Source organism: Rhizobium moroccans, from assembly GCF_057559155.1.
Genome location: NZ_JBHFJG010000016.1, coordinates 31,475 through 44,625, shown reverse-complemented (window position 1 = coordinate 44,625; position 13,151 = coordinate 31,475). Strand labels below are relative to the sequence as shown.

At 62.9% G+C, this 13,151-nt stretch carries 10 protein-coding genes; 7 read left to right on the top strand and 3 right to left on the bottom strand.

Annotated elements, in window-relative coordinates:
- A partial coding sequence (locus ACE04I_RS11905) for a GNAT family N-acetyltransferase (RefSeq protein WP_487207076.1) occupies window positions 1-470 on the bottom strand: 470 nt, incomplete at its 3' end.
- On the bottom strand, window positions 470-2,134 hold the full coding sequence (locus ACE04I_RS11900; protein WP_046795667.1) for an electron transfer flavoprotein-ubiquinone oxidoreductase: 1,665 nt from the start codon (window positions 2,132-2,134) through the stop codon (window positions 470-472). The genes ACE04I_RS11900 and ACE04I_RS11905, both read right to left, overlap by 1 nt.
- 273 nt (window positions 2,135-2,407) lie before the next feature.
- Between ACE04I_RS11900 and ACE04I_RS11895 the strand changes: the two genes are divergently transcribed.
- The 5 genes from ACE04I_RS11895 (at window position 2,408) to ACE04I_RS11875 (ending at window position 9,558) form a co-directional block, all read left to right on the top strand.
- Window positions 2,408-3,808 carry an FAD-binding oxidoreductase gene (locus tag ACE04I_RS11895; RefSeq protein WP_046795668.1) on the top strand — a complete coding sequence of 467 codons (1,401 nt, stop codon included), beginning with the start codon at window positions 2,408-2,410 and terminating at the stop codon, window positions 3,806-3,808.
- A 94-nt stretch (window positions 3,809-3,902) separates the two neighbouring features.
- Window positions 3,903-4,691: an SDR family oxidoreductase gene (locus ACE04I_RS11890; RefSeq protein WP_046795669.1), complete on the top strand. Its 789-nt coding sequence runs from the start codon at window positions 3,903-3,905 to the stop codon at window positions 4,689-4,691.
- Between the two features lie 84 nt (window positions 4,692-4,775).
- Complete coding sequence (locus ACE04I_RS11885) at window positions 4,776-4,979, top strand: hypothetical protein (protein WP_046795670.1); 204 nt, start codon at window positions 4,776-4,778, stop codon at window positions 4,977-4,979.
- 224 nt (window positions 4,980-5,203) lie between these two features.
- Window positions 5,204-6,436 (top strand): efflux RND transporter periplasmic adaptor subunit, encoded by a 1,233-nt coding sequence (locus ACE04I_RS11880; protein WP_046796030.1) that lies wholly within the window; start codon window positions 5,204-5,206, stop codon window positions 6,434-6,436.
- The gene (locus ACE04I_RS11875) at window positions 6,433-9,558 is read left to right on the top strand and encodes an efflux RND transporter permease subunit (protein ID WP_046795671.1); all 3,126 of its coding nucleotides are present in this window, start codon (window positions 6,433-6,435) and stop codon (window positions 9,556-9,558) included. Before ACE04I_RS11880 ends, ACE04I_RS11875 begins: the two co-directional genes overlap by 4 nt.
- A gap of 152 nt (window positions 9,559-9,710) precedes the next feature.
- Here the strand turns inward: ACE04I_RS11875 and blaOXA are convergent, their stop codons facing one another.
- Window positions 9,711-10,535: a class D beta-lactamase gene (gene blaOXA, locus ACE04I_RS11870; RefSeq protein ID WP_052760455.1), complete on the bottom strand. Its 825-nt coding sequence runs from the start codon at window positions 10,533-10,535 to the stop codon at window positions 9,711-9,713.
- A 105-nt stretch (window positions 10,536-10,640) separates the two neighbouring features.
- Here blaOXA and ACE04I_RS11865 point away from each other — a divergent pair, with 105 nt between their 5' ends.
- Window positions 10,641-11,522, top strand: a complete 882-nt coding sequence (locus ACE04I_RS11865) for a LysR family transcriptional regulator (RefSeq protein ID WP_046795672.1) — start codon at window positions 10,641-10,643, stop codon at window positions 11,520-11,522.
- 145 nt (window positions 11,523-11,667) lie between these two features.
- On the top strand, window positions 11,668-12,960 hold the full coding sequence (locus ACE04I_RS11860) for an Hsp70 family protein (protein WP_046795673.1): 1,293 nt from the start codon (window positions 11,668-11,670) through the stop codon (window positions 12,958-12,960).
- Window positions 12,961-13,151 lie beyond the last annotated feature (191 nt).

The following is a 13,151-nucleotide window of genomic DNA, read 5'->3' as shown; positions in this document are numbered from 1 at the left end:
ACCTCGGCCGCCAGCGTCTCTTTCAAGTCCGGCGGAAGCTCGGCCTGGGGGAGTTCCCGAAAGCCCAGCGAGGCATAGAAGGGCGCGTTGAAGGTAATCAGGCGATCGGTCGTGAGCGTTGCTGCCGGAAGGCCACGCCGTCGCCCCTCCTCGAGCGCGGTTTGCATGAGGCGACGGCCGATGCCCTTCTTCTGCCAGGCAGTCTCGACACTCATTTCACCGATGTGAAGCCGGCCTTCCCGCTCCGTGGCGGCAAGGAAGCCGACGGCCCTGTCGGCTTCATCGGCGGCGGCGAACAGCAAGCCTTCACCAAGCGCCTTCTTCAGCGCCTCGCGGGGCATCACCGACGGTTCGCCGGTAAAGCCGCAGGCGGCCGCCCAGACCTCGTGCGCATCCAATTCGATCTCCGCCATACGATCGAGATCGGCGGGGCGTGCGCGCCTGATGGTGATCGCCGAACGCTCGCTCATCACATATTCGGATAGACCGGGCCCTCGCCGCCCTGGGGCGGCACCCAGTTGATGTTCTGGTTGGGGTCCTTGATGTCGCAGGTCTTGCAGTGCACGCAGTTCTGCGCGTTGATGACGAAGGTCGGCTCGCCGTCCTTCTCCACCCATTCGTAGACGCCTGCCGGACAATAGCGCGCCGAAGGCCCGGCATAGACCTCGTATTCGGAACGCCTCTGCAGGTCCATGTCCTTCACCTGCAGATGGACCGGCTGGTCCTCCTCGTGATTGGTGTTCGACAGGAAGACCGAGGAGAGGCGATCGAAGGTCAGCACGCCATCCGGCCTCGGATAGTCGATCGGCTTGTGCTTGGCAGCCGGCTCCAGGCTCTCCGCATCCGTCTTGCCATGCTTCAGCGTGCCGAAGAAGGAACGGCCGAAGAGCTGGTTGGTCCACATGTCGAGCCCGCCGAGCGCGATGCCGACGGCCGTGCCGAACCGCGACCAGAGCGGCTTGACGTTCCTCACCCGCTTCAGGTCCTTGCCGATCGGGCTTGCCCGCCATTCGTTCTCGATTTCCACGACCTCGTCATTGGCGCGGCCCGCTTCGATCGCCGCTGCGATCTTGTCGGCCGCCAGCATGCCGGACAGAACCGCGTTGTGGCTGCCCTTGATACGCGGCACGTTGACGAAGCCCGCCGAACAGCCGATCAGCGCGCCGCCGGGGAAGGAAAGCTTCGGCACCGACTGGAAGCCGCCCTCGGTGATCGCGCGGGCGCCGTAGGAGATGCGCTTGGCCCCTTCGAACGTGTCGCGGATCGCCGGATGGGTCTTGAAGCGCTGGAACTCCTCGAAGGGATGGAGATACGGGTTCTTGTAGTTCAGGTGCACCACGAAGCCGACCGCCACGAGGTTGTCGTGCAGGTGGTAGAGGAAGGAGCCGCCGCCGGTCTGCATGCCGAGTGGCCAGCCGAAGGAATGCTGCACCAGGCCTTGTTTGTGCTTCTCCGGCTTCACCTGCCAGAGCTCCTTGAGACCGATGCCGAATTTCTGCGGCTCGCGGCCCTCGTCCAGCTTGAACCGGTTGATGAGCTGCTTGGCGAGCGAGCCGCGCACGCCCTCGCCGATCAGCACGTATTTGCCGTGCAGTTCCATGCCTCGGGTGAAATTCGGGCCGGGTTCGCCGTTCCGCTCGATGCCCATGTCGCCGGTGGCAACGCCGATCACCGCGCCAGCATCATTGTAGAGCACTTCGGTCGCGGCAAAGCCGGGATAGATCTCGACGCCCAGCGCCTCGGCCTTTTCTGCCAGCCACCGACAGACGAGCCCGAGCGAGACGATGTAGTTGCCGTGATTGTTCATCAGCGGCGGCATCATGAAGTTCGGCAGGCGGAGCGAACCGGCGGGACCGAGGAACAGGAACTGGTCGTCCGTCACCGGCGTATCGAAGGGATGGCCTTCCTCCTCGCGCCAGCCGGGCAGAAGCGCATCGATGCCGACCGGATCGACCACCGCGCCCGAAAGGATATGAGCGCCGACTTCCGAGCCCTTTTCGAGCACGACGACGGAAAGCTCGGGATTGACCTGCTTCAAGCGAATGGCAGCCGACAGGCCGGCAGGCCCCGCCCCGACGATCACGACGTCGAATTCCATCGACTCACGTTCGGGGAGTTCCATGTCTTCGCTCATTATCGATCAACCTCCACTTTGGGGTTCCCTTTTATCAGCCTCTCCTTGGCAAAAGCCGGAAAGCTTGTCGAGCCGGGATGCGACACCCTCTGACCAGATAAACAGAACCGCGATTTTTTAGCGAGAATAATTGACGTTTACGTTAGCGTCAATAATTGTCCTCAGCAACTCAATGGGCATTTAGTTGTCATACAACCTGATGACTTAGCAAGAGGGTTTGCGCATATCCTTGCCACGCCTTAGAGATTGGCAACCGAATCCGCAGTCGAGCCCATGCCCAACATGACCTTCAACGCCGACCAGTTTGCCACACGTCTCACCGGCCTTCATCCCGATCTTGCCGTTCTGGGTCCAGAGGTGTTGAAGAGCCGGCACTCAGGCGAGCACAGCAACAACTTCGATGCCGGCGTCATGGCGCAACCCTCTTCCACGGAAGCTGCCGCCGCGCTCATTTCCTGGTGCGCCGAAAACGGCGTCGCTATCGTGCCGCAAGGCGGGCTCACCGGGCTCGTCGGCGGCAATGTCAGCCGGGCCGGCGAGGTCATCCTCTCTTCCGCGCGGCTCAACCGGATCGTTGCGATCGATCCCGAAGAGATGACCGCCACCGTGGAGGCGGGCGTCACGCTCGAGGCGCTTCAGACCGCGCTTGAGCCTCTCGGCCTCATGACCGGCGTCGATCTCGGCTCGCGTGGATCGGCGACGATCGGCGGCATGGTTTCCACCAATGCCGGCGGCATCCTCGCCTTCCGCAATGGCGTCATGCGGCATCAGATCCTGGGTATCGAAGCCGTGCTGCCGTCCGGCGAAATCTTCCGCGATCTTACCCGTGTGGTGAAGGTCAGCGCCGGCCCGGACCTGAAACAGCTCTTCATCGGCGGCGAAGGCGCTTTCGGCTTCGTGACCCGCGTGGTCCTCAAGATTGAGCCGAAGCGACCCCATCGTGCGACCGCGATGATCGGGGTTCAGGATGCGCGAACGGCGCTTAGGGTGATCCGGCATTTCCGGTCGCTGCCGGGCATCACCCTGGAGGCCGCCGAAATGATGTGGCCCCGCTATGTCCGCGACCATGCCAGACTAAAAGCGCTCGACCTCTCCTGGCTTGAAGATGATGCGTCGGCTTTGCTGGTCGAGGTATCGGGCGAAACCGTCGAGACGGCCACAGCCGCGCTCGAAGAAGGATTGGAAAATCTCTGGGAGGCGCTTTCGCTCAAGGGCGGCGTCATCGCCCAATCGCTCGACCAGGCGCGGCGCTTCTGGGATATCCGTGAGGATTCCGGCTTCTATTACGCGGAAATCCCGGATGCCGCCTCCTTCGACATTTCCGTGCCGCCGACTTTCCTCGATGCTTATGTGACCGGTCTCGAAACACGGCTGAAGGCGATCGATCCCACCTATGCCGCCTACGTTTACGGCCATGTCGCCGATGGAAACCTGCATCTGACGCTCATCAAGCGTGGTCCGCTGCCGGAGGAGGAATTGCGCTCCGTCGAGAACGCCGTTTATTCCGGCATTTCGGAAGCCGGCGGCAGCTTCTCCGCCGAGCATGGCGTCGGCCTCGAAAAGCGTTACGGCTACGAGACCTTCGTCTCGCCGCAAAAGCAGCAATTGGCGAGGGCCTTGAAAAAAGCCCTCGATCCGAACGGCCTGTTCAATCCCGGCAAGGTGCCGTTCTGAAAGAAGCCATATCGGGGCTGAACCGGTCTTTCAAAACCGGATCACCTGCTTATAACAAGTCAGCATTCGATTTTCGTCAGGGAAGGACTTCACAATGGACCTCGGAATCACCGGCAAACGCGCCCTCGTTCTCGCCTCTTCGCGCGGGCTGGGCCTCGGTATCGCGAAAGCGCTCGCCCGCGAGGGAGCAAACGTGCTGCTCGTCGGCCGATCCGGTGACCGGCTTGCCGAGAACTGCAAGACGATCAACGCCGAGGGCAAGGGCAAGGCCGATTGGGTCTGGGGCGATCTTTCCGACGACAATTTCGTGGAAGCGATGACCGCGGCCGTGAAGGAAAAGCTCGGCGGCATCGACATCCTCGTCAACAATACCGGCGGACCGACCCCCGGCACGGCCGAGGAAATGACCGCCGACAAACTCGAAACCTTCTTCCAATCCATGGTGCTGCGCGTCATCACGCTCACCAACGCCTTCCTGCCGCAGATGAAGGAGCAGGGCTGGGGCCGCATTCTCACCGTCGCCTCTTCCGGCGTCTTCGAGCCCATTTCAAACCTCGCGCTCTCCAATACCCTGCGCTCGGCGCTGGTCGGCTGGAACAAGACGATCTCGACGGAGGTCGCCGGCTTCGGCATTACCATCAACATGCTGCTTCCGGGCCGCATCCACACGGACCGCATCGACGAACTCGACGGCGCGAATGCCAAGCGGCAGGGCAAGACGGTGGAGGAAGTCCGCGCCGCATCGGTCAAGTCGATCCCCGCCGGCCGGCTCGGCAAGGTGGAGGAATTCGCCGCCGCCGGCGCCTTCCTCTGCTCCGAACCCGCGAGCTACGTCACCGGCACCATGCTGCGCGTCGATGGCGGCGCATCGAAATCGGTCTAAGGGCGCGTCAAGCCGGTTAGAATTCCGTTTCTCTCCACGCAGGCAGCACCTATGATGCCTGCGTGACCCACCGGAGTTGGTAACATGGCATTCGCAAAGCTCGCCCTTACGACCGTCGGTATTCTCGCGATCCTGATCGGCCTCATCTGGATTGGCCAGGGTACCGGGCTCTTCCCCTACCCCGCGACCAGCTTCATGATAAACCAGACGCCCTGGATCGTTTACGGGGCGCTGGTGGCGATCGCCGGCGCCTTACTCCTGTGGAGCGGAAGACGGATCAACATATAGAGGACGGAAGCCGCAGAGGCATCCATGGGAGGCGTTCTGCGCGCGGCGCGGCCGCAAGGCCGCGTGGAAGTTGAACTAGATTAACTCCGCTTCACAAAGCATCATTATTACAAAGATTTAACCTGAGATCGCGGCTTTCCCCACGACCCTGGGCAGATCCGTCTTTTTTGCGCCGCAATGCAGGCAGCTCGATGGAATATCGGGCGAAACAAGCGAGCGGTCTCATGAAGAAGCTCTGGATTTTGGCAGGCGTCATCGTCGTCGCGGCGGTTGCCGGTTGGGAGTTCCGCGACAGGCTTCCCTTTCTCTCTTCCTTCATTCATCCGGCTTCCGCCGATACGGGCGAAAATGCGGGAGGAGATCAGCAGCACCGCCGCACGGGCGGACCGCCGCCGACGGTCAAGACGGTGGCGGCCATCCGCGCCACGCTGCCCATGGACGTCACGGCGACCGGCTGGGCCGATGCGGACGAAAACACCACCATAGCTGCCCAGCAGGCGGGAACCATCCTGAACATCATGGCTGATGACGGCGCCATCGTGAAGACCGGCGACCTGATCGCCAAACTCGACGATCGCACGGCCAAGGCCACGATCGAGAAGGACAAGGCCGTACTCGTGCGCGATCAGGCAACCCTTGCTCAGGCGGAGACGGCGCTTGCCAGGGCAAGCAACCTTCTCAACGGAAATGCCGGCACGCAGCAATCCGTCGATGAGGCACGCGCCGCCCGCGATACCGCGGCAGCGACCGTGGAAAGCGACAAGGCGACGATTTCCGCCGATCAGGTGGAACTGGACAATACCGATATCCGCGCCCCCTTCGACGGTCGGCTCGGAGATATCTCGGTCAGCACCGGCGCCTATCTCAGCGCAGGTGCCGCCGTCGTGACGATCGCCAAATACGATCCGATCTACGTGAAATTCCACCTGCCCGAGGCCTATCTCGAAGCGCTGCGGGAAGGCTTCGCCGCAGGCACCGTCGGCATCGATGCCGCCCCGCAGAACTCCGCAAAGGCCCCGCTGAAGGGAGTGCTGAGCTTCTTCGACAATACGGTGGATTCCGCCTCGGGCACCATTCTGGCCAAGGCAAGGTTTGACAATCCCTCGGGCGCTCTTTGGCCAGGCCAGTCGGTGAACGTGACGGTCCATTTCCAGAGCGATCGGCAGGACATCGTGGTGCCGACGGTCGCCGTCAGCCCCGGCGCTGCCGGTTCCTTCGTCTACTCGGTCGGCGAGGACGGCAAGGTTCATGTGACGCCGGTAACGGTGGCGCGTTCGAATGGCAGCAATACCGCACTCGCCGGCGGCCTCGAGGCTGGCGCCCATGTGGTGATCGAAGGCCAGGTGCAGCTCGTGGACGGAGCGCAGGTGAAGGAGGAGTTTGCCAGTGGCCAGGATACCAGCCTGCTCAACGCCAACGGCAATGATGGGCAGGTCGAAGTGGGGGCGGCGCGATGATCCCGCAATTCTGCATCCGCCGCCCGGTCGCCACCACGCTTCTCGCCATCGGCGTGGTTCTGGCGGGTCTGGCGGGTTATCGGCTATTGCCGGTGGCGGCGCTGCCGCAGGTCGATTTCCCGACCATCAACGTCTCGGCGCAATTGACCGGCGCATCTCCGCAGACCATAGCGACCGCCGTCTCGACGCCGCTCATCAAGAAGTTCGAGACCATTCCCGGCATCAGCGAGATCAGCGCGACGAATTCGCTCGGCAACACCTCGATCGTCCTGCAATTCGATCTCAACCGGAATATCGACGCGGCCGCCGCCGACGTGCAGGCGGCGATTTCGCAGGCGACCCGGCAACTGCCGGACAACATGACGACGCCGCCGAGCTACCGCAAGACCAATCCGGCGGACGCGCCCGTGCTGCTGCTCGCCGTGCGCGGCGACAACCTGCCGCCCAGCAAGGTGGACGAGATCGCCGAGGACGTGCTTTCGCCTGCGCTCTCCACCCTGCCCGGTGTCGCCGAGGTTTCGATCTACGGCACCAAGACCTATGCGGTGCGGGTCGAGCTTGATCCGGCCAAGCTGCAGGCGCGCAATCTCGGGGTCGATACTGTCGCCAATGCGATCGCCAGTGCCAACAGCCAGGCGCCGGTGGGTTCGCTGAAGAACAGCGCCCAGCAGCTCACGATCAATGCCGATACTCAGCGCACCAATGCCGATGAGTTCCGCTCGCTGGTGATCGCCAATCCGAACGGCGCGCCGATCCATCTGGGCGATGTGGCGGAGGTTCAGGACAGCGTCGGAAACCCCGACGCCGGAAGCTGGTATGACGGCAATTCAGCCATCATTCTCGCCATACAGCGCCAGCCGGACGCCAATACCGTGGACGTGGTGGATGCGGTGCGCGCGAAGCTGCCTCAACTGACCGAGGAGCTGCCCGCTTCGGTTTCGATCAACGTCATGAACGACGCCTCGACCGCCATCCGCTCGGCGATCGACGACGTTCAGTTCACGCTGATGCTGACGATCGCGTTGGTCGTGCTCGTCATCTATCTGTTCCTCGGCCGGCTTTCGGCCACCATCGTTCCGGCACTTGCCGTGCCGCTATCGCTGATCGCAACCTTCGGGGTCATGTATCTGCTCGGCTACAGCATCGACAACATATCGCTGCTCGGGCTCACGTTGTCGGTCGGCCTCGTGGTGGACGATGCGATCGTCATGCTGGAAAACATCATGCGGCATGTGGAGGACGGCATGCCTGTGATGCAGGCGGCGATGCAGGGCGCCTCAGAGGTCAGCTACACGATCGTTTCCATGTCGGTCTCGCTGATCGCGGTCTTCATCCCGATCCTCCTGATGGGCGGCGTGGTCGGCCGGTTGTTCAACGAATTCGGCATGGTGGTGACGCTCGCGATCGTCGCCTCGGCGATCGTATCGCTGACCGTCACGCCGATGCTCGGCTCGCGGCTTTCCGGCGCCGAGCATCACCCGGGCCTGATCGCCCGCGTCTTCGACGCCGGCTTCAACCGCGCGCTGAAAGCCTATGGCAGATCGGTCGGCTGGTGCCTCGGGCACCGGGCAGCGATAATGCTGCTGTTCTTCGCCTCGGTCGCCGGCTCAGTCTATCTGTTCGAGACGCTCCCTTCGAGCTTCTTCCCGACGGAGGACATCGGCCGGCTGACGATCTCGACCCAGGCGCGCCAGGATATTTCCTATCCCGCCATGCGGGACCTGCAGGCGCAGGTGGCGGCGGCCGTTCAGAAGAACCCCGCCGTCGCGCATGTGACCTCGATCGTCGGCAGCAACGGCCGAAGCCCGCTCAACAACGGCACGATCTTCGTGGAGCTGAAGGATCGCGATCAGCGCCCTCCCCTGCAGCAGACGCTTCGCGAACTGAGGCAGGCGACGGCGAAGACCGCCGGCATCAAGAGCTTTATCACGCCACAGCAAAGCCTGCGCTTCGGCGGGCGCTCGACAGCGAGCCAATACCAGCTCGTGGTGCAGGCGCTCAACGCGGCGCAAACCAACGAATGGTCCGACAAGATTCAGGCGGCGATGCGAAGCGACCGCACGCATTTCACCGATGTCACCTCCGACGCCCAGAACAATGCGATCGAGGCGAATATCAAGGTCGATCCGGAAAAGGCAGCCGCATTCGGTATCACCGATCAGCAATTGCGCGAAACGCTGCAGATGGCCTTCGGCGGCTATACGGCGGCGGAAATTCAATCCACCGGCGATAGTTACGACGTCATCACCGAGTTCGACAATACCCGGCAGTGGAACGACCAGATACTGCAGGACGTCCACGTGATGTCCTCCAACGGCTCGCTCGTGCCTCTCTCCAATTTCGCCGAGGTCGTGCGGGCGACGGCTCCGGTCACCATCAACCAGACCGGCCAGCTCGTCTCGACGACGGTTTCGTTCAACCTGCCGTCAGGCGTATCGCTCAGCGATGCGACGGCGGCGATCGACCGGATCAAGGCGAGCCTGCAAATGCCGAACGACGTGTTCACCACCTATGGCGGCACGGCGCAGATATTCCAGCAAAGCCAAGGCAATACGCCGCTTCTGATCCTCGCCGCCGTGCTGACCATCTACGTGGTGCTCGGCGTGCTCTACGAGAGCTTCATCCACCCGCTGACGATCCTTTCCGGACTACCGGCGGCGGCCTTCGGAGCACTTTTGGCGCTGAAACTCTTCGGCTTCGATCTCTCCATCATTGCCCTTATCGGGCTCCTGATGCTGATCGGCATCGTCAAGAAGAACGCGATCATGATGATCGACGTGGCGGTGGAGACCATGCGCTCGAAGGGAGAAACGGCAGCCGCCGCCATCCAAGAGGCCTGCGTGCGCCGCTTCCGGCCGATCATGATGACGACCTTCTGCGCGCTGCTCGGGGCATTGCCGATCGCTCTCGGAACCGGCGCGAGTTCCGAACTGCGCCAGCCGCTCGGCATCGCGGTCGTCGGCGGCCTCGTCGTCAGCCAGGCGCTGACGCTGTTCATCACGCCCGTCATCTTCGTGGAGATGGACCGTTTCGGCCGCTTTCTCGCGGGGCTCGGCCGGAAGAAGGATAGCAGCCGGCGAGAGGCAAACGACGATATGCCGGCGACCATCGCGGCGGAGTGAATTTGCCCCTCATCCGGCTGCCGCCACCTTCTCCCCGTTTTGACGGGGAGAAGGGATATGCCGCACCGTCGCCGGCCCCCCTCGCCCCGCGTGCGGGGAGAGGGTCGCCAAGCGAAGCGGAGGCGGGGTGAGGGGCAAGCCCGGGCGCTTCCTCAGAACCCCTCCGCCAGTTTCGGCAGATCCGCAATCAGCCCGTCCCGCACCCCAAAGCTGATCGGCGATCCGCGATGCTGCTTGGTATCGACCAGAAGGCGGGCGAAGATTACCCGGCGATAGCCCTTCACGGCCCAGCCCACGAACCAGCCGAGCGGGCGGTCGCGGTCAACCTTGCCGCTCCTGTCGCGAAGCCAGCCGGCGCCCGTCTTGCCCTGAATCTCCCAGCCGTCTCCCGCCTTGAAACGCGGCAGGATCGTCATCGTCATGTCGACGGCGTGCTCGGAGATCGGCAGCCCGCCCGTCAGGAACCGGCGCAGGAAGGCGACCTGCTCGTCCGGCGATATCTTCAGCGACGACATCAGCCAGGATTCGGTCAGGCCATCCGCATTGCCGGGGCCACCGGAAACATCGGCATTGCCGTAGCCGAAGCGCCGGACGTAATCGGCAAACGCCCTTTTGCCCAACCGGCGCGTGATCTCCTGCGAATACCAGACGATCGAATCCCTTTCCCATACTACCGGATCGACGGATTTCCGCTCCCGCTTCGGACGATCGAACTTTTCCTGATAATCCCAGCGGGGATGTTCCGCATCGATCAGTATGCCCGCGTCATAGCCCATCATGGCCAAGGGCAGCTTGAAGGTCGACATCGGATAGAAGGCCTGATCGCAGGTTCCCCGACGATAAAGGGTATCGCCGCTCGCTTCATCGATGACGACCGTGCAGCGGATCGGCTCGGCCGCCTTTGCCGAGGCGAAATCAAGGAAAACTGCTGAAAATCCGAGGGATATTCCTAGAAGAATGGAATTTCTGAAAGCCATGGATGCGCTCCGGTCAAGTTCGATGGCGCTGTTTTAGGGCCGCTTGTGGGTGCATGACAAACGATGATATCTGCGGATAGACATGAATCAAACTAGGCCATTGCCATGGTTCGACCACATTTGCCGCTGAACGCGCTGCGTGCCTTCGAGGCGGCTGCGCGGCATCTCTCGTTTACGCGCGCGGCGATCGAGCTCTGCGTCACGCAGGCAGCCGTCAGCCATCAGGTGAAGCTCTTGGAGGAGCGGATCGGCGTCACCCTCTTCCGCCGGCTGCCGCGCGGATTGATGATTACCGAGGAAGGTCAGGCGCTACTGCCGACGCTGCAGGAAAGCTTTGACCGCATGGCCGAAATGCTGGAGCGCTTCGAGGGCGGGCACATGCGGGAAGTCCTGACCCTCGGCGCGGTCGGCACCTTCGCCGTCGGCTGGCTGCTGCCGCGCCTTGCCGATTTCACCGAACGCTATCCCTTCATCGATCTTAGGCTTTCGACCAACAACAACCGGGTCGATATCGCCGCGGAGGGACTGGACTACACCATCCGCTTCGGCAACGGCGCCTGGCACGATATCGAAGCGGAAGCGCTGTTCGAGGCGCCGCTCTCCGCGCTCTGCATTCCGTCCATCGCCAGGCAGGTCAAGCATCCGGAGGATCTGGCGCGCCAGCCGCTCCTGCGCTCCTACCGCGCCGACGAATGGCCGAGCTGGTTCGAAACGGCCAGGGTCACGCCACCGCCCATCCACGGCATGGTCTTCGACAGTTCCGTGCTGATGATCGAGGCGGCAATTCAGGGCACCGGCGTCGCGCTCGCCCCGCCGTTGATGTTCTCGCGCCATCTTGCGGCCGGCACCATCGAGCAGCCCTTTCCGATCTATATCTCCAAGGGCAGCTACTGGATCACCCGGCTCAAATCCCGTGCGGTGACGCCCGCCATGGAGGCCTTCCGTCACTGGATCGCCGCAAAGGCGGCCGAGACGCGCGGCAACTGAGATCGCCCCTTGCCATCCGGCCGGGCTTGTGCGATCACGCGCCCTCTCAAAAAAACCATGGGGCGCGGACAAGCGCCCTTTTCGCGTTCGGGGCTTAGAGGTCCCGTTTCAAGCATTCTACGGCGGATGGATAAGGAGCACGGCCATGGCACGGGCGCTCGGGCTTGATTTCGGCACGACCAATACGGTTCTGGCACTGGCGGATGGCGGCAATGCCACGCATTCGATGACCTTCACCTCCAGCGCCGGCGTGACCGACACCATGCGCACCGCATTGTCGTTCATGAAGGACCCGGTGATGGGCGCGCAGGCGCTGAAGGTAGAGGCGGGCCAGGCCGCGATCCGCCAATTCATCGACAATCCGGGCGATTGCCGCTTCCTGCAATCCATCAAGACCTTCGCGGCAAGCCCGCTTTTCCAGGGCACGCTGATCTTCGCCCGCCGGCACGCCTTCGAGGATCTCATGGAGATTTTCCTGCGCCGGCTGAAAGCCTATGCGGACGGCGCATGGCCTTCGGACATCTCAAGCGTGGTCGCCGGAAGGCCGGTGCGCTTCGCCGGGGCGAGCCCCGATGAATCGCTGGCGGTGGAGCGTTACAATGCGGCGCTTGCCCGGTTCGGTTTTCCGGAAATCCGCTATGTCTACGAGCCGGTCGCGGCCGCCTATTACTTCGCGCAGACGCTGAAGAAGGACGCGACCGTGCTGGTGGCGGATTTCGGCGGCGGCACGACGGACTATTCGCTGATCCGCTTCGAAACGAAAGCTGGCAAGCTTTCCGCGACCCCGGTCGGCCATTCGGGCGTCGGCGTCGCCGGCGATCACTTCGACTTCCGGATGATCGACAATCTCGTTGCGCCGGAGATCGGAAAAGGAAGCTTCTTCAAGAGCTTCGACAAGGTACTTGAGGTGCCGAGCGGCTATTACGCCAATTTCGGCCGCTGGAACCAGCTTTCGATCTTCAAGACGAGCCGTGAGTTCGCGGATCTGAAATCGCTGGTCCGCACGGCGCTCGACCCGGACAAGCTGGAGCTTTTCATCGATCTCGTGGATCACGACGAGGGCTATCCGCTCTATCAGGCGATCTCTGCCACCAAGATGGCGCTCTCGCAGACGGAAGAAGCCGAGTTCAACTTCCCGCCGCTCGGGCGCGCCGGCCGCAAGGTCGTGAAGCGCGCCGATTTCGAAACCTGGATCACCGACGATCTGGAGAAGATCGAGGGCGCGCTCGACGAGGTGCTCGACAAGACGAAGACCGAGCCGAAGGATATCGACAAGGTGTTTCTTACCGGCGGCACGTCCTTCGTACCCGCGGTCAGGCGCATCTTCACCCGCCGCTTCGATGCCGACAGGATCGAGAGCGGCGGCGAACTGCTCTCGATCGCCCACGGACTGGCGCTGATCGGGGAAAGCGGCGAAGCGGAGAAATGGGCGGCTTAGAGGCGCTTGTGGTCGATTCCCTCACCAAGATGAGGCAATTGCGACGATGCGTGGAGCCCCTCCCCCTTGTGGGAGGGGTTGGGGAGGGGAAGTTTCGCTTGCGGACAAGAAAACCCCTCCCGCCTGCCGGCCACCCTCCCCACAAGGGGGAGGGTTAGAGATGCCGCACCGCCTTGCCCTAACCTCTCAAC